General features: G+C 71.1%; 11 protein-coding genes. 8 read left to right on the top strand and 3 right to left on the bottom strand.

Annotated elements, in window-relative coordinates; all coding sequences use genetic code 11:
• Positions 1-175: 175 nt before the first annotated feature.
• Positions 176-3,121, bottom strand: coding sequence for a glycoside hydrolase family 48 protein (locus tag OG823_RS09545; RefSeq protein WP_371479028.1), 2,946 nt, complete (start codon positions 3,119-3,121; stop codon positions 176-178).
• A gap of 297 nt (positions 3,122-3,418) precedes the next feature.
• Between OG823_RS09545 and OG823_RS09550 the strand changes: the two genes are divergently transcribed.
• A complete protein-coding gene (locus tag OG823_RS09550) occupies positions 3,419-4,981 on the top strand; it encodes a cellulase family glycosylhydrolase (RefSeq protein ID WP_371479029.1) in 1,563 nt (520 codons plus the stop codon).
• A 155-nt stretch (positions 4,982-5,136) separates the two neighbouring features.
• On the opposite strand, the gene OG823_RS09555 is transcribed toward OG823_RS09550, so the two are convergent.
• Entirely contained in the window at positions 5,137-6,270 is a 1,134-nt protein-coding gene (locus OG823_RS09555; RefSeq protein ID WP_371479030.1) for an amidohydrolase family protein, read from the bottom strand.
• A gap of 1 nt (position 6,271) precedes the next feature.
• The gene (locus OG823_RS09560) at positions 6,272-7,624 is read right to left on the bottom strand and encodes a glutamine synthetase (RefSeq protein ID WP_371484380.1); all 1,353 of its coding nucleotides are present in this window, start codon (positions 7,622-7,624) and stop codon (positions 6,272-6,274) included.
• A 729-nt stretch (positions 7,625-8,353) separates the two neighbouring features.
• Here OG823_RS09560 and OG823_RS09565 point away from each other — a divergent pair.
• The 7 genes from OG823_RS09565 (at position 8,354) to OG823_RS09595 (ending at position 17,853) form a co-directional block, all read left to right on the top strand.
• Complete coding sequence (locus OG823_RS09565; protein ID WP_371479031.1) at positions 8,354-10,129, top strand: 3-hydroxyacyl-CoA dehydrogenase family protein; 1,776 nt, start codon at positions 8,354-8,356, stop codon at positions 10,127-10,129.
• 152 nt (positions 10,130-10,281) lie between these two features.
• The gene (locus OG823_RS09570; protein WP_371479032.1) at positions 10,282-11,220 is read left to right on the top strand and encodes a TetR family transcriptional regulator; all 939 of its coding nucleotides are present in this window, start codon (positions 10,282-10,284) and stop codon (positions 11,218-11,220) included.
• A 336-nt stretch (positions 11,221-11,556) separates the two neighbouring features.
• Complete coding sequence (gene ccrA / locus OG823_RS09575) at positions 11,557-12,894, top strand: crotonyl-CoA carboxylase/reductase (protein ID WP_371479033.1); 1,338 nt, start codon at positions 11,557-11,559, stop codon at positions 12,892-12,894.
• Positions 12,894-14,933: a protein meaA gene (locus tag OG823_RS09580; protein WP_371479034.1), complete on the top strand. Its 2,040-nt coding sequence runs from the start codon at positions 12,894-12,896 to the stop codon at positions 14,931-14,933. The genes ccrA and OG823_RS09580 overlap by 1 nt, the downstream gene beginning before the upstream one ends.
• A 24-nt stretch (positions 14,934-14,957) precedes the next feature.
• Complete coding sequence (locus OG823_RS09585) at positions 14,958-15,920, top strand: CoA ester lyase (protein ID WP_371479035.1); 963 nt, start codon at positions 14,958-14,960, stop codon at positions 15,918-15,920.
• 33 nt (positions 15,921-15,953) lie between these two features.
• Positions 15,954-16,457, top strand: coding sequence for a MaoC family dehydratase (locus OG823_RS09590; RefSeq protein ID WP_371479036.1), 504 nt, complete (start codon positions 15,954-15,956; stop codon positions 16,455-16,457).
• A gap of 193 nt (positions 16,458-16,650) precedes the next feature.
• On the top strand, positions 16,651-17,853 hold the full coding sequence (locus OG823_RS09595) for an acyl-CoA dehydrogenase family protein (protein ID WP_371479037.1): 1,203 nt from the start codon (positions 16,651-16,653) through the stop codon (positions 17,851-17,853).
• The last annotated feature ends 43 nt before the right edge of the window (positions 17,854-17,896 follow it).

Raw genomic sequence — 17,896 nt, forward strand, 5'->3', positions numbered from 1 at the left:
GAGACTCAGATGAACCTGCGGGTTGGCAGGTCCATGGGAATGATCGGGACATTAGTGAACAGACGTTTCAATCCGCAAGGGGCTGACACGGATTCAACACACCACGGGCACGCCGAAAGGGCGCACGGCCTGTGTCGGTCAGGCCGTGCGCCCGGCTTTCGGTGGGGTGACGGGATCAGGCGTTGAACAGATCCCCGTAGGTGGCCATCGCGGTCGCGATGTCCGCCTGCGCCCAGAACCGGTGGTACGTGAACGTCGGGGCGGCCCCGCCGTTCAGGTAGGTCTGGACCTTCGCGAACGACGGGTCGTTCTTGTTGAAGGACCGGATCGACAGGAAGGTGGACGAGGAGTTGATCGGGTCACCGTTGGGCATGGTGCCCGTCCAGCCCGAGGGCACCGAGACGGAGTCGTTGAAGCGGCTGTAGTCCGTCCGGGTCTCCGGGATGGCGATGCCCAGCGCGTCCTGGCTGTTGTTCCACATGCCGTCCAGCAGCTTCTGGGCGGCCGTCTTCGCCGCCGCGTTGCCGGACTTGGCCGAGTAGTACGACAGCAGCTTGGCGAAGGAGCCCGCCACGCCGACGTCCTGGGTGTAGTCGACCACGTTGACGTGCAGGCCCGTGTTGGCGCCCGGCGTCGTCGCGTTCCAGGTGTCGGGCGCCCCGCTCCAGGACAGCGTCGACGGGATCTGGTAGGTGCCGTTGGCGTTGAAGGTGCTCTTGGACAGCGCCCAGGTCACCCACTTGTCCAGAACGGCCTTCGCCTTGGCGTCGCCGCTCGCGTAGTAGTACTCCGCGACCCGCTCCATGCCCCAGGCCTGGAAGCCGAACCACTGGTTGCTCGGCGGGTCGTGGTAGACCGGCGCCTCGTCGTAGTACATCCCGTAGAAGGTGGGCGTACCGGTCGGCGGGGTGGCGTAGCTGCCCTCCCAACTGTTCGTCGCACCACCGGAGATGGCACCCTCACTCGACTGCAGCCACTGGATGAACTCCATCTGGCGGCCCAGGCTGACGGTCCAGTCCGCCTTGCCGGTGGGCGTCTTGGGCGCGAGCGACGCGTCGTTCACCAGGGCGTAGGCGGCCATCGGGTTCTGGTAGCCGCCGTGCGCGGCACTGTCGCCGATCCGCCAGGACCAGCCGGCACTGGTGTCGCTCGCGCCACCCCAGGCGTAGTACCAGGAGAGCAGGTAGTGCGAGGAGTCCTTGCCCGAGCCGGCCGCACAGGTGCTGGCCCCGACGCAGTTGCCGATCTTCTTGAAGTACTTGTCGTACATCGAGTAGCGCAGGTAGTCGCCCATCTTGCCGGCCTTGGCGACCGTGGTGGCGACGGAGGCGCCGTTGCCCTGGGCCTTCGCCCAGGTGTCCGCCCAGTAGGCGGCCTGGATGGCGCGGGCGTCCGCGTCCGGCGCGTCGGTGTACTTCCACTGCTTGGCGTACGAGGAGTCCTTCACGAACAGGTCCAGGTAGCCGTTCTTGCCGCCGTAGGCGAACTTGTCGCAGGTCGGCTGGGGGATGGTCTCCCAGACCGACTCCTGGGCGCCGCGCTGGTAGGTGTTGATGTACGACGGACCGGTGTCGCTCGGGCCGGCCTCGCACTTGCCGGGCGCGTTGCCGTAGCCGTACACGTTGTCGACGTCCTGCAGCCAGTGCATCCCGTAGATGTCGCTGGTGCCGTAGGTGCTGCTCAGCTCGGACGCGATCGGGTCCTGACCCGCCGTCACCGAACTGTCCAGCTGCGCCGGGTAGTCACTTGGCAGCGGGCGCTCGGGGGCGTAGGTCGCGGGCTTGGAGGCGTTGTAGAAGCTGTTGGTGGCCTGATCGGCGTGGGTGGGGATCATGTACGTTTCCATGAGCGTCCACGCCGAGTTGAACTTCGTCCAGTCCTTGGTGACCCGGCCGTACTGGGCCTCCAGCCAGAGCAGGTAGCTGTACGCCTCCGAGGTCGTCTCGTGGCCCTGGTCCGGCGCCTCGACGAGCAGCGTCTCCACCGAGTGGTAGGGGATGCCCTCGGGTGAGAAGTAGCCGTTCGCCGGGTCCTTGATCTTGTTGTAGAGCTGCAGGAAGCGGTCGTTGTACACCCCGCTGGCGGCGGCGAGTTCGGTCACCGTGACGACCGAGGAGCTGTACCCGGGAGCGGTGGAGGTGAAGGTCGCCGAGCCCGTGCCCGCCGCGTCCGCGGTCAGGGTGACGCTCTGCGCGGTCGCCCAGTTGGCCGGGGTGAAGGTCAGGCTCGCACCGCCGGTGACGGACAGCCCGGTGTTGCCGGCGGTCCGCGCGGTGGCGACGGTGACGTTCGCCGTCGGCTGGGCGGAGAGCTTCAGCGCGAACGTGGCGGTCTTGCCCTGGGCGACCGAGACGCTGGTCGGCACGGCCGAGATGGCCGGGCCGGCCGCCACCGTGACGCCTGCCGGGGTGGACTCGCTGCTGGCGCCGGTGCTGTCGTACGCCTTGGCGTACACCGAGTGGCTGCCGGCGGCCGCGCCCGTCCAGGTGAAGCCGTACGGGGCGGTGGTCGAGGTGCCCAGCAGGGTGGTGTTGTCGTAGAACTCGACCTTGCTGATGCTCGCCCCGTCGGAGGCCGTGGCGGTCGCACTGATCGGGATGCTCGCCCCGGCACCGTAACTCGACCCGGGCGTGGGGCTGGTGAGCGTGGTGACGGGCGCCGCGTGGGCACCGGTGCAGCTGACGCCGTTGACCGCGAAGGCGGTCGGCGCGGTGTTGGTGCCGCTGTAGGCGAAGTTCGCGCCCGCGGTGGCCGAACCACCCGGTGCGATCGTCCCGTTGTACGACAGGCTGCTGACGCTGACGTTCTTGCCGGACTGGCTCCAGGTGCCGTTCCAGCCGCTGCCGGAGAGGGTCTGGTTGCCGGTGTACGCGTAGCTCAGCGTCCAACCGCTGATCGCGGCGGTGCCCTTGTTGTTGACGGCGACGTTGGCGGTGAAACCACTGCCCCAGTCGTTGGTCGTGTAGTCGACGGTGCACTGGAGCGAGGCGGCCGAGGCCGGCGCGCCGACCGCCGTGGTCAGACCCGTGGCGAGCAGGGCCAGTGAGACGCCGAGCGAACCGGTGAGGCGGCGTCCGGGTGTCCGGGGGTGCAGGGTGGGAGGTGACAAGACGAGCTCCATCTGGTGGGGGGAAGCGGGTCCTTGCCGTGCATGCGGTGCGGTCGCGGGACGCCGCGACCGGTGGGGCCGAGCCGCTGCGTTCGCGAGGCTGTGGGAGCGCTCCCAAGAATCGGACCGGCCGGGAGAGGTGTCAAGAGGGTGCGCGCGAACCCTCTTCAGTTCCCATCTGGCGGACAAACCCCAAGCCAGAAAAGGCTTATGGATTGTCATGGCAGGCACTGGTCGCTATCTTCCGTGACGGGCATGTGGGAGCGCGCCCACGAAATCGCTCGATCTTGGCACCTCTAGGAGCACCCCATGTCCGTCCGCAGAAAAGCCCTCGCGATGGGTTCGGCGCTGGCCGCAGCCGCCGCCGCGACCCTCGCGATGGTCGGCCCCGGCAGTGCCGCGGCCGCCACCACCGCCTGTACCGTCGACTACTCCACGAACGACTGGGGCAGCGGCTTCACCGCCAATGTGAAGATCAACAATCTGGGCACCGCCGCGGTGAACGGCTGGACGCTGAGCTACGCGTACACCGGCAACCAGACCCTCTCCGGCAGCGGCTGGAACGGCACCTGGAGCCAGTCCGGCAAGAACGTCAGCGTCAGCAGCCTGTCGTACAACGGGACGATCGCACCGGGTGGTTCGGCCGGAACCGGCGCCAACTTCGCCTACAGCGGCACCAACACCGCGCCGACCGCCTTCGCGGTGAACGGCGTCAGCTGCACGGGCGCGGCGGGCACCGCCTCCCCGAGCCCCTCCGCCTCCGCGAGCCCGACGGCGACCACCTCCCCGACCGCCAGCCCCACGGCCACCACCAGCCCCACCGCGACGGCCAGCCCCACGGCCACCGCGACCGCGACCGGCGCCGCCCCGGCCCTGCACGTGGTCGGCAACACCCTGGCCGACGCCTCCGGCAACACCGTGACGCTGCACGGCGTCAACCGCTCCGGCACCGAGTTCATGTGCGTGCAGGGCTACGGCTTCTTCGACGGCCCGGTGGACGCCGCCTCCATCGCCGCGATCAAGAGCTGGAAGGTCAACGCCGTCCGCGTCCCGCTCAACGAGGACTGCTGGAACGGCGCCTCCAACGTCAAGCCCGAGTACGCCGGCGCCAACTACCGCGCCGCGATCAAGACCTGGGTCGACGCCCTGCGCACCAACGGCATCACCCCGATCGTCGAGTTGCACTGGGGCCACGGGCTGTACACCGGTAACTCCTCCGGTTGCTCCGATGTGAACGCCACCTGCCAGAAGCCGATGCCGGGTGCCGAGGCGGTGCCGTTCTGGTCGTCCGTCGCGGACACCTTCAAGGACAACACCTCGGTCGTCTTCGACCTGTTCAACGAGCCCTACGCGGACCGCGCCGTCTCCGGCATCGACCAGGCGTGGCTCTGCTGGCGTGACGGCGCCGGCGCCTGCCCCGGCATCTCCTACCCGGTCAGCGGCATGCAGACGCTGGTCAACACCGTCCGCGCCACCGGCGCCAAGAACGTCATCCTGCTCGGCGGGCTCGCCTACTCCAACGACCTCGGCCAGTGGCTGACCCACAAGCCGGTGGACCCGACCGGCAACCTCGGCGCGGCCTTCCACGTGTACAACTTCAACACCTGCTCCACCGTCGCCTGCCTCGACTCCACGGTGGCGCCGGTCGCCGCCCAGGTGCCGCTGATGGCCGGCGAGATCGGTGAGAGCGACTGCGCCCACGGCTTCGTCGACCAGGTGATGTCCTGGCTGGACGCCAAGAAGCTCTCCTACCTCGGCTGGACCTGGAACACCTGGGACTGCGGCTCCGGCCCCTCGCTGATCAGCAACTTCGACGGCACACCGACCAACTTCGGCATCGGTGTGCGCGACCACCTGCGCGCGATCGGCTGACCAAGTGATCGGCTGACGAAGCGATCGGCTGACCAAGTGGTCGGCCGGGGGCGGTGGAGCGGGCCTCGCGCTCTCCACCGCCCCCGGTGCGTCGCCGCCCCCGTGGGATGCCCGCGGTGGTGGCAGCACCCCAGCCGGCCGAGGGGCGGCCCGTCTCAGAGCCCGTACACCCGGCGGGCGTTGTCCGTGGCGATCAGTCGGGTGAGACGGGCCGCTTCGGCGGCGGAGCAGGCGCCGTCCCGTCGCCAGGCCGCCAGCAACGCGCCCAGGCCGTGCCGGAACTGGGCCGCGCCGACCAGGTGGAGTTCCGGCAGGCCGTAGCCGTCCGTCGAGAACATCACCTTGCCGAACGGCGCCGACTCCAGCAGCTCCCCGAGCACCGCGGACACCTGCGGTCCGGCGTACGAGGCCGTCAGTCCGAGGTCGGCGTACACGTGCGGGAAGACCTGCGCGAGCCAGCCGGCCTGCCGGTGGTAGGGGTAGCCGTGCAGCAGCACCAGGGGCACGCCACTCGGCTCGGCGACCCGGATGAAGTCGGTCAGCAGGGACGGGTCGGCCCGGTGCAGGGTCAGGTCGGGATCGCCGAACCCGGTGTGCAGCTGGAGCGGTCGGCGGGTCTCGGCGCAGACCTCCAGCGCCACCCCGAGCAGGTGCCGCAACAGCACCGGATCGGTCAGCCGGCCGCCGCCGGCGCCCAGCCGGGCCCCGGCGGCCGCGAGCACCTGGAGCCGCCCCGGGCGCTCGCCCGGGATGTCGAGCCCGTACCGGTAGGCCAGCACCGACTTCACGCCGACGGCTCCCGCCTCGACGGCCGCTCCGACCGCCTCCCGCACGGCCGACGGCCAGGCGGCCGCGCCCACGGCGAGTGACTCGGCGATCGTCTCCAGCCGGACCACCTCCCGCACCCGGGCCCCCGCCAGGACGCCGAACCGCTCCGGTGTCAGCAGCGGCCGGCCCGCGGCGGCGGTCAGCCCGGTGTCCAGCAGGCAGGTGTCCAGACCGGCCGCGGCGAGCAGCCGCCGGGCGGCCTCGGGCGCCCCCAGTTCGCGCCGACGTGCGAGGTAATCGGCGGCGGGTGCGTGCGCGGGCAGGCCCAGTGCGGGCGGGCACCAGCGGCGGACGGCGAGCCCGAGAGCACTGTCGAACGCGGTGGTGCCGGGCGCCGGCGGGCGGTCCGACTCGGTGAGCAGTGCGGCCAGTTCGGTGTCGTCGAGCTCGGCGGTCAGCACGCTGTGGCAGTGCTGGTCGATCAGCCGGACCTCCTCCGGGGCCCCGGCCCCGGCCGCCATCTCAGTACCGCCAGCGGGTCGCCGCGATGATCTCCTCGGGCTCCCGGCCGGCGAAGAGCTCCTGCTCGGCCCGCCGGACGGCGAGCACCGCCTCGTACAACGGCTCGCCGAGCGCCTCGCGCAGGACGGCCGACCGCTCGAAGGCGGCGATCGCCTGCGGCAGATCCGTGGGCAGGCGCGGCACGCTCCCCGGGGGGAGCGCGGCCGGATCGACGGTGGTCTCCGGGGGTAGCCGCAGCCCTTGGTCGATGCCGGCCAGGCCGGCCGCGATCACACCGCCGACGACCAGATACGGATTCGCGGTCGCGTCGAAGCACTTGATCTCGGCGTTGGCCGCGCTGCTCCGCTCGCCGGCCGAGCCGGTGACCAGGCGGAGCGCGGCCTCCCGGTTCTCCAGGCCCCAGCACTGGTAGGCACCGGCCCAGCGCGAGGGGACCAGGCGCAGGTACCCGGCCGGGCTGGGGGTGCCGAGGACGAGCAGCTCCGGCAGGGCGGCGAGCACCCCGGCGAAGAAGGCCTGCGCCTCCTCGGTGAGCCCGTGCGGACCGGGGCCGCCGTGGCCGAGGTTGCGCTCGCCGCGCCAGAGGCTGAGGTGCAGGTGGGCGCCGTTGCCGACGCCGTCGGGCTCGACGGCCGGGGCGAAGGAGGCTCGCAGGCCGTGCCGGATCGAGACGGCCCGGACGGTGTGCCGGACGAGCACGGCGGTGTCGGCGGCGGCGACCGGGCCCTCGGCCGCGACCGAGACCTCGAACTGGCCGGGCGCGTACTCGGGGTGGATCTGCAACACGGTCAGGCCCTGGTGCTCCAGCGCCCGCAGGACGTCGCGGAGATAGTCGGACAGGTCGGCCAACCGCTGGAGCCCGTACGCCGGGCCGTGGGTCGGGTAGCGCGGCGGCTCCTCCGGCGGACCGGCCAGGGCGACGACCCACTCGACCTCGACACCGGCCAGCAGGGTGAGCCCGCGCTCGCGGGCGGCGCTCTCCATCCGGCGGGCGAACCGGCGCTGGCAGCCCGGGTGCGGGGTGTCGTCCTGGGTGTGGCGGTCGGCGGGGGCCCAGGCCCAGCCGGGCTGGGCGGCGAGCGGCACCAGCCGGTCGAGGTCGGGGCGCAGCCGGAGATCCCCGACCGGTCCGCTGCCGACCCGGCTCTCGGTGATCGAGTCGTCGACCAGGAAGACGTCGAAGCAGGGTGCGGCGCCGACTCCCCGGGCGGCCGCGTGCTCCAGGCCGCCCACCGGGACGGCCTTGACCCGGGCGATACCGGCGTTGTCCACCCAGCCGAGGGCCACCACGTCCACGGCGGCGGTGCGCAGCCGGTCCGCGACGAGCCGTGCCCGGGCGGCGCGCTCGGCCATGGCGAGCTCGGCCATGGCGAGCTCGGCGACGGCCTGCTCGGGTGCGGGGCTCTCCGGTGCGGGGCGCTCGGCCGGGGGACGGCCGGGGGTGGGGGCGGCGCTCATGGCGATCATGCTTCCGTGCCCGCCCGGCGGGCGCCATTCCCCGTACGAGTGGTTTGCCGGTCCGGTGCGCTCAGGTCCCGTCCGGTGCGCTCCGGGGCGGATCGTGACCGTCCCCGGTCGGTGGTGATCGGCGTGCCCGCGCGCCCTCCCCCGGCCCGCACGCCCTGGCCGGCCCACTGCGGCCGACCGGGCGGCCGACCGTTCACCGGCCCGGAGGACGCCGGCGGATTTCTCCGTCCACCCTCTTCCTACTTGTCGGTAACTTCGCTACAGTGACCGGCACGCACCACCGCCGGGCTTCGGGAGCCGCACCGGCGGGGTCGCCGCCGGCCGCGCCAACGCGCTCTGCCGGGCGGCGGCACGGGTGCCCTTCACCCGCCCTGCGCCGCACCGGCGCACGACGGGGTTCCTCGTATCAGCGTCGCTTCCTTCTCTTGAGCGCCTGAGCAGCACGGCGTACCCGTGGCACGGCCGGAGCGGACCGGTCGCCGACGCGTACGCCGCCACCGTCATCTCCCTCCCCCCGTGCGCGACCCTCCTCCGGCGGCTGCCGGCCCCGACGACGGGGCGCAGCCGCGCCGCCGGAGCGCGCCCGGGTTCACATGACAAAGGAGTCAGGATCCAATGGAGCGTCCCTTTCCCACTGTCGCCGTGGTCGGCCTGGGCACCATGGGTGCCGGCGTGGCGGTGACGGTCGCCAGGAGCGGCCGCCGGGTGATCGGCGTCGAGGCGAACGACGACAGCGCCGCACGGGCCCTGTCCCGGATCGAGGAGAGCACCGCGCACGACGTGGAGCGCGGGCGGATCACCGCCGAGGAGCGCACCGCGCTGCTGGCGCTGATCTCGGTCGGCGCCCGGCTGGACGCGGCCGCCGCCGCCGACCTCGTGATCGAGGAGGTCCCCGAGCAGCTGGAGCTGAAGCGGGAGATCTTCGCCGAGCTGGACCGCCTCTGCCCCGCGGAAACGGTGCTGGCGACCGGTACCACCGCGCTGTCGGTGACCCGGATCGCCGCCGCCACCGCGCGGCCCGAGCGGGTGCTCGGCCTGCACTTCTTCAACCCGGTGCCGGTGATGAAGCTGGTCGAGGTGGTCCGCACGGTGCTGACCGCTCCGCAGGTGGCCGAGGCCGCCGCCGGGTTCGCCCGCGAGCTCGGCAAGGAGCCGGTCGCGGCCGGCGACCGGGCGGGCTTCGTGGTCAACGGTCTGCTCTTCGCGTACCTGAACCAGGCCGCGTCGATGTTCGAGTCCAAGTACGCGACGCGGGAGGACATCGACGCGGCGATGCGGCTCGGCTGCGGCCTGCCGATGGGGCCGCTGGCCCTGCTGGACCTGATCGGCGTGGACACCGCCCGCACCGTGCTGGAGGCGATGTACGAGCAGTCCAGGGACCGCCTGCACGCCCCGGCCCCGATCCTCGGCCAGCTGGTCTCGGCCGGGCTGCTGGGCCGCAAGTCCGGCCGCGGCTTCTACACGTACGAGGCACCGGGATCGTCCAGGACGGTGCCGGGCGCGGGCGGCGCGGAGTCGGTCCGCGCGGCCGGCCGGGAGGTGCGTACGGTCGGCGTCTGCGGCTCGGGCACGATGGCGACCGGCATCGTCGAGGTCTTCGCCAAGGCCGGGTACACGGTGCTGCTGGCCGCCCGCAGCCGCGAGAAGGCGGACCGGGCCAAGGCGCAGCTGGCGAAGTCGCTGGAGCGGTCGGTCGCCAAGGGCCGGCTGACCGGCGACCAGCGGGACACCGCGCTCGCCCTGGTCACCCCGACCGGCCTCTACACCGACCTGGCCGAGGCCGACCTGGTGGTCGAGGCGGTCGCCGAGGACCTCGCGGTCAAGCGGGAGCTGTTCGCCGCGCTGGACAAGATCTGCCGCCCCGGCGCGGTGCTGGCGACCACCACCTCCAGCCTGCCGGTGATCAGCTGCGCGACCGCGACCTCGCGGCCGCAGGACGTGGTCGGCATGCACTTCTTCAACCCGGCCCCGGCGATGAAGCTGGTCGAGGTCGTGTCGACCGTGCTGACCGCGCCGGACGTCACCGCGACCGTGCTGGAGATCTGCGCCAAGGTCCGCAAGCACCCGGTGGAGTGCGGGGACCGCGCCGGCTTCATCGTGAACGCCCTGCTCTTCCCCTACCTGAACGACGCGGTGCGGATGCTGCAGGAGCACTACGCGACGGTGGACGACATCGACACCGCGATGAAGCTCGGCTGCGGTTACCCGATGGGCCCGTTCGAACTGCTGGACGTGGTCGGCCTGGACGTCTCGCTGACCATCGAGCAGGTGCTGCACCAGGAGTTCCGCGAGCCGGGCCTGGCGGCCGCGCCGCTGCTGGAGCACCTGGTCGCGGCGGGCTGCCTGGGCCGCAAGACCGGCCGCGGGTTCCGCGACCACGCACGCCGGTGACCGGCCCCTCCGCGGGCGGGACGCCGAGAGCCGGCTGGAGCCCCGGTGCGGGCTCCTCCCGCTGGCCCCGGCCCGCGGTGAGCGGACCGGTGACCCCGGTGCGCCGGGCCAGGCCCGATACCGCGTCGCCCGGGACGTGTAGCGTTCCGGGCATGGATCGGGTTCAGGCAGTCTCCGAGCAGCAGTCCGCCGCACGGCGGTCGGCCGTACGGCACGAGCCGGCGCGTCCGGCACCGGCGGGCGGCGCCGGGGATCCCGGCCCGGGCGGTCGCCGGGCCGCGGCGCAGCGCCTGCAGATGCGGCAGGACCTCGCCACCGCGGCGATGGAGCTGTTCGCCGGGCAGGGCTACGAGGAGACGACGGTCGACCAGATCGCCGCCGCCGCCGGGGTGGCCCGCCGGACCTTCTTCCGGTACTTCCGCTCCAAGGAGGAGGCGATCTTCCCGGACCACGACGACACCCTGGTCCGGGTGGCCGACCTGCTGGCCAGCGCCGATCCCGAGGAGCATCCGCTGGACGTGGTCTGCCGGGGCATCAAGGAGGTGCTGCGGATGTACGCGTCCACGCCCTCCGTCTCGGTGGCGCGCTACCAGTTGATCCGTCAGGTGCCGGCCCTGCGCGAGCGTGAGATCGCCGTGGTGGCCCGGTACGAGCGGCTGTTCACCCGGTACCTGCTGGGCCGGTTCGACGCGGCCTCGCAGATCCCGCCCGGCTGGCAGCGCGGCGGGGACGACGACTCGATGCTGGCCGAGGTCTCGGCGGCGGCCGTGGTCGCCGCGCACAACCACGTGCTGCGGCGCTGGCTGCGGGCGGGCGGGCACGGCGACGTGGAGGCCCAGCTGGACCACTCGTTCGAGGTGATCCGCGGCACCTTCTGGGCGACCGAGCCCTCGGGGGTGCGGCGGCGTGGGGCGCAGGTGGCACCCGGTGCCAGCGGGGAGCCCGGGTCCGCCCTGGAGGCCGTGGTTTCGAGCGCACTCAGTGCCAGCCCGGGTGGTGAGGTCCTCATCACAGTGGCCCGGACCGACGCCCCGCTGGACGTCGTCCTGGACAGTATCCGGACGGCGCTGGCGGGCCCGATAGCCCAGTAGATCGACCAGTTCACGCAGGTCAGAGGCGTAACGAAGGCCCGTCCCGGTCTGCCGGGGCGGGCCTTCGCCGCGCCCGCGGACGGCCCTTCGAACGGCGATCCGATTCACCTGAATTGATGACACCCAGTGTCTTTACGAGTGGCACAGGGTGCCACTACCTTGTTACTCACCAGTCGCGGCGCCGCGGCTCCCCACCTCGGCGCGCCGTCGTCGGGCGCTCCCACACCCCGGGAGCCAGCCTCACCCAACCCACCCACCCTCAGCGAAGCCGGTGTCCGCTCCCGGCTCCCCCAGACGCCCTGTGCCCCTCACACAGGTACGCCTTCGGAGGCAGCCATGAAGGAAATCCTCGACGCGATCCTCAGCTCCGACAGCACCGCGGCGGACTTCGCCGCGATCAAGCTCCCGGAGTCCTACCGCGCGATCACGCTCCACAAGGACGAGGAGCAGATGTTCGCCGGCCTCGACAGCCGCGACAAGGACCCTCGCCAGTCCCTGCACCTGGACGACGTCGCCCTGCCCGAACTCGGTCCGGGCGAGGCCCTGGTCGCCGTCATGGCCAGCGCCGTCAACTACAACACCGTGTGGAGCTCGATCTTCGAGCCGGTCTCCACCTTCGGGTTCCTGGAGCGCTACGGGCGGCTGTCGCCGCTCACCAGGCGTCACGACCTGCCGTACCACGTGCTCGGCTCCGACCTCGCGGGCGTGGTGCTGCGCACCGGCGCCGGCGTCAACGCCTGGAAGCCGGGCGACGAGGTCGTCGCACACTGCCTCTCGGTCGAGCTGGAGTCCTCGGACGGCCACAACGACACGATGATGGACCCGGAGCAGCGCATCTGGGGCTTCGAGACCAACTTCGGCGGCCTGGCCCAGCTGGCCCTGGTGAAGACCAACCAGCTGATGCCCAAGCCGGCGCACCTGACCTGGGAGGAGGCCGCCTCCCCCGGCCTGGTCAACTCCACCGCCTACCGTCAGCTGGTCTCGCGCAACGGCGCCGGCATGAAGCAGGGCGACAACGTGCTGATCTGGGGCGCCAGCGGCGGCCTCGGCTCGTACGCCACGCAGTACGCGCTGGCCGGCGGCGCCACCCCGATCTGCGTGGTCTCCAACGACCAGAAGGCCGAGATCTGCCGGTCGATGGGCGCCGAGGCGATCATCGACCGCAGCGCCGAGGGCTACCGCTTCTGGAAGGACGAGAACACCCAGGACCCGCGCGAGTGGAAGCGGCTGGGCGGGCGGATCCGCGAGCTGACCGGTGGCGAGGACGTGGACATCGTCTTCGAGCACCCGGGCCGGGAGACCTTCGGCGCCTCGGTGTACGTCACCCGCAAGGGCGGCACCATCGTGACCTGCGCCTCGACCTCCGGCTTCATGCACCAGTATGACAACCGCTACCTGTGGATGTCCCTGAAGAAGATCGTCGGCTCGCACTTCGCCAACTACCGCGAGGCCTGGGAGGCCAACCGCCTGGTCGCGAAGGGCAAGATCCACCCGACGCTCTCCAAGGTCTACACCCTCGACCAGACCGGCCAGGCGTCGCTGGACGTCCACCGGAACAAGCACCAGGGCAAGGTCGGCGTGCTCTGCCTGGCCCCGTCCGAGGGCCTGGGCGTGCGCGACCACGAGCTGCGCGAGAAGCACCTGCCGGCCATCAACCGCTTCCGGGACATCTGATGACGGATCGGAGCGAGCGGATCGCGCGCGACCGGCCCTGGCTGATGCGCACGTACGCGGGCCACTCCACGGCGAGCGACTCCAACGCGCTGTACCGCAAGAACCTCGCCAAGGGCCAGACCGGGCTCTCGGTGGCGTTCGACCTGCCGACCCAGACGGGCTACGACTCGGACCACATCCTCGCCCGCGGCGAGGTCGGCCGGGTCGGCGTCCCGATCGGGCACGTCGGTGACATGCGCACCCTGTTCGACGGCATCCCGCTCGAACGGACCAACACCTCGATGACGATCAACGCCACCGCGATGTGGCTGCTGGCGCTCTACCAGGTGGTCGCCGAGGAGCAGGGCGCGGACGTCGCCGGGCTCACCGGCACCACCCAGAACGACATCGTCAAGGAGTACCTCTCGCGCGGGACGCACGTCTTCCCGCCCGGCCCGTCGGTACGCCTGATCACCGACATGATCGCCTACACGGTCGGCAACCTCCCCAAGTGGAACCCGATCAACATCTGCAGCTACCACCTCCAGGAGGCCGGGGCCACCCCGGTCCAGGAGATCGCGTACGCGATGTGCACCGCGATCTCCGTCCTGGACGCCGTCCGCGACTCGGGCCAGGTGCCGGCCGAGCGGATGGGCGAGGTGGTCGCCCGGATCTCCTTCTTCGTCAACGCCGGCGTGCGCTTCGTCGAGGAGATGTGCAAGATGCGGGCCTTCGCCCAGCTCTGGGAGAAGGTCACCCTGGAGCGCTACGGCATCCAGGACGCCAAGCAGCGCCGCTTCCGGTACGGCGTCCAGGTCAACTCGCTCGGGCTCACCGAGGCCCAGCCGGAGAACAACGTCCAGCGGATCGTCCTGGAGATGCTGGCCGTCACCCTCTCCAAGGACGCCCGTGCCCGCGCCGTCCAGCTGCCCGCCTGGAACGAGGCGCTCGGCCTGCCCCGCCCCTGGGACCAGCAGTGGTCGCTGCGGATCCAGCAGGTGCTGGCCTACGAGTCGGACCTCCTGGAGTACGGGGACATCTTCAACGGCTCCGAGGTCATCGAGACCAAGACGGCCGCGCTGCTGGCCGGCGCCGAGGCGGAGATCGCCAAGGTGCTGGAGATGGGCGGGGTCATCCCCGCGGTCGAGTCCGGCTACCTCAAGTCCAACCTGGTCTCCTCGCACGCCGCCCGGCGGGCCCGGATCGAGTCCGGCGAGGACAAGATCGTCGGGGTCAACTGCTTCGACACCACCGAGGAGAGCCCGCTCACGGCCGACCTCGACACCGCGATCATGGTGGTCGACCCGGCCTCCGAGCAGTCCGTACTGGCCGCGCTCGAGCAGTGGCGCGGCGAGCGGGACGACGACGCCGTCCAGCGCGCCCTGGAGCAGCTCAGGACCACCGCGACCACCAGCGACAACCTGATGCCCGCCACCCTCGCCTGCGCCCGGGCCGGCGTCACCACCGGCGAGTGGTCCTTCGCCCTGCGGGACGTCTTCGGCGAGTACCGCGCGCCCACCGGCGTCGGCGGCGCCCCGGTCGCGGTCGCGGCCGAGCCGGGCGGCGAGCTGGCCGCCGTCCGCGAGGCGGTGGCCGCCACGGCGGCCGAGCTGGGCGCCGGCAAGCTGCGCCTGCTGGTCGGCAAGCCCGGGCTGGACGGCCACTCCAACGGCGCCGAGCAGATCGCCGTCCGGGCCCGCGACGCCGGGTTCGAGGTGGTCTACCAGGGGATCCGGCTGACTCCCGAGCAGATCGTCTCCGCCGCCGTCGCGGAGGACGTGCACTGCGTGGGCCTGTCGATCCTCTCCGGGGCCCACCCCGAGCTGGTGCCCGATGTCCTGAACCGGCTGCGCCGCGCCGGGGTGGAGGATGTCCCCGTGATCGTGGGTGGCATCATCCCGGCAGCGGACGGTGAGGCCCTCAAGGCCGCCGGCATCGCCGCCGTCTTCACCCCGAAGGACTTCGGCATCACCACCATCATCGGCCGGATCGTGGACGAGATCCGGCTCGCCAACAGGCTCCAGCCCTGGACGCCGACCACCGCCGCGTCCACCAGCTGACCCCGGAAGGAACCGACCACCCTCATGACCACCGTGAACCGGCTTCGCCCCCGCCGCTCCTGCCTCGCCGTGCCGGGCAGCAACCCGCGCTTCCTGGAGAAGGCCCAGAGCCTGCCCGCCGACCAGGTCTTCCTGGACCTCGAGGACGCCTGCGCCCCGCTGGTCAAGGAGAGCGCCCGTCACAACATCGTCGACGCGCTGAACAACGGCGACTGGGGCAAGAAGACCAAGGTCGTCCGGGTCAACGACTGGACCACCCACTGGACGTACCGTGACGTGATCACGGTGGTCGAGGGCGCCGGCCCGAATCTCGACTGCATCATGCTGCCCAAGGTCCAGGACGCCACCCAGGTCAAGGCGCTCGACCTGCTGCTCACCCAGATCGAGAAGACGATGGGCTTCGAGGTCGGCAAGATCGGCATCGAGGCGCAGATCGAGAACGCCAAGGGCCTGGTCAACGTCGACGAGATCGCCGCCGCCTCGCCCCGGCTGGAGACCATCATCTTCGGCCCGGCCGACTTCATGGCCTCGATCAACATGAAGACCCTGGTGGTCGGCCAGCAGCCGCCCGGCTACCCGGCGGACGCCTACCACTACATCCTGATGCGCATCCTGATGGCCGCCCGCACGCACGACCTGCAGGCCATCGACGGCCCCTACCTGCAGATCCGCAACGCCGAGGGCTACCGCGAGGTCGCCGGCCGCGCCGCCGCCCTCGGCTTCGACGGCAAGTGGGTCCTGCACCCGGACCAGGTCGCCGCCGCGAACGAGATCTTCTCGCCCTCGCAGGAGGACTACGACCACGCCGAGCTGATCCTGGACGCCTACGACTGGTGCACCTCGGAGGCCGGCGGCGCCAAGGGCTCCGCGATGCTCGGCGACGAGATGATCGACGAGGCCAGCCGCAAGATGGCCCTGGTCATCGCGGGCAAGGGCCGGGCCGCCGGCTTCGAGCGCACCTCCAAGTTCGAGCCCCCGCAGGCCTGACCGCCGACCCCCTTCTTCTTCTAAGGACATCTCATGCAGTTCGGACGCACCTACGAGGAGTTCGAGGTCGGCGCGGTCTACAAGCACTGGCCGGGGAAGACCGTCACCGAGTACGACGACCACCTCTTCTGTCTGCTCACCATGAACCACCACCCGCTCCACATGGACGCGAACTACGCCGAGAAGACGACCGACTTCGGCAGGAACGTGGTGGTGGGCAACTACGTCTACTCGCTCCTGCTCGGTATGTCCGTCCCGGACGTCTCCGGCAAGGCGATCGCCAACCTGGAGGTCGAGTCGCTGCGGCACATCGCGCCGACCTTCCACGGAGACACCATCTACGGCGAGACCGTCGTGCTGGACAAGTGGCCGTCCAAGTCCAAGGACGACCGGGGCATCGTCCACGTCGAGACCAAGGGCTACAAGCAGGACGGCACGGTCGTGTGCGTCTTCCGCCGCAAGGTGATGGTGCCGACCGAGACGTACACCAAGGCCCGCGGCGGGGAGCAGCCCGGCCGTCCGGAGCCGCTCGCCTGACGGCCCCCGAAAGCCCCGGCAGGAGGAGCCGCCGTCATCGGCTCCTCCCCGGTCACGGGGGCTCCGCGGAAGTCACGCCCGCGGAGTCCCCGACCCCCACCCCGAGAGTCACCCGCACCACCCGCACCACCCGCAGTACCCGCAGTACGCACCCCCACCCTCACCTCTTCATCTGCATGACAGGAGCCGCACGATGGGACGCCTCGCACAGACCGACGGCCTCACCGAGATCCAGCGGGACATCCTCGCCACCGTGCGGGACTTTGTCGACAAGGAGATCATTCCGGTCGCCGGCGAGCTGGAGCACAAGGACGAGTACCCGACCGCCATCGTCGAGGGGATGAAGCAGTTGGGCCTCTTCGGCCTGACCATCCCCGAGGAGTACGGCGGCCTCGGCGAGTCCCTGCTCACCTACGCCCTGGTGGTGGAGGAGATCGCGCGGGGCTGGATGTCGGTGTCCGGCATCGTCAACACGCACTTCATCGTGGCGCACATGATCAACGCGCACGGCACCCAGGAGCAGAAGGACCACTTCCTGCCCAGGATGGCGGCCGGCGAGATCCGCGGCGCCTTCTCGATGTCCGAGCCGGGCCTCGGCTCCGACGTCGCGGCGATCTCCACCAAGGGCGTCAAGGACGGCGACTTCTACGTCCTCAACGGCCAGAAGATGTGGCTGACCAATGGCGGTACCTCCACCCTGGTCGCGGTGCTCTGCAAGACCGACGAGGGCGGTGACACGCCGTATCGCAACATGACCACCTTCCTGATCGAGAAGACGCCCGGTTTCGGCCAGAATCCGACCGTCCCCGGGCTCACCGTGCCCGGGAAGATCGAGAAGATGGGCTACAAGGGCGTCGACACCACGGAGCTGATCCTCCAGGACGTCCGGATCCCGGCGAACCGGGTCCTCGGCGGCGTCCCCGGCAAGGGCTTCTACCAGATGATGGACGGCGTCGAGGTCGGCCGCGTCAACGTGGCCGCGCGCGGCTGCGGCGTCGCCCGCCGCGCCTTCGAACTGGGCATCTCCTACGCCCAGCAGCGCTCCACCTTCGGCAAGAAGATCTCCGAGCACCAGGCCATCCAGTTCAAGCTGGCCGAGATGGCCACCAAGGTCGAGGCCGCGCACCAGATGATGGTGATGGCCGCCCGCAAGAAGGACAGCGGGGAGCGCAACGACCTGGAAGCCGGCATGGCCAAGTACCTCGCCTCCGAGTACTGCAAGGAGGTCGTCGAGGACTCCTTCCGGATCCACGGCGGCTACGGCTTCTCCAAGGAGTACGAGATCGAGCGCCTCTACCGGGAGGCCCCGATGCTGCTGATCGGTGAAGGTACGGCGGAGATCCAGAAGATGATCGTGGGACGCCGGCTGCTGGAGGAGTACCGACTCGCCGACTAGGCGACGCAATTCCGATTGACGGCCGGAGGGCGGGCGTGCGGGC

The organism is Kitasatospora sp. NBC_00315 (assembly GCF_041435095.1).
In the GTDB taxonomy this organism is placed as follows: Bacteria; Actinomycetota; Actinomycetes; order Streptomycetales; family Streptomycetaceae; genus Kitasatospora.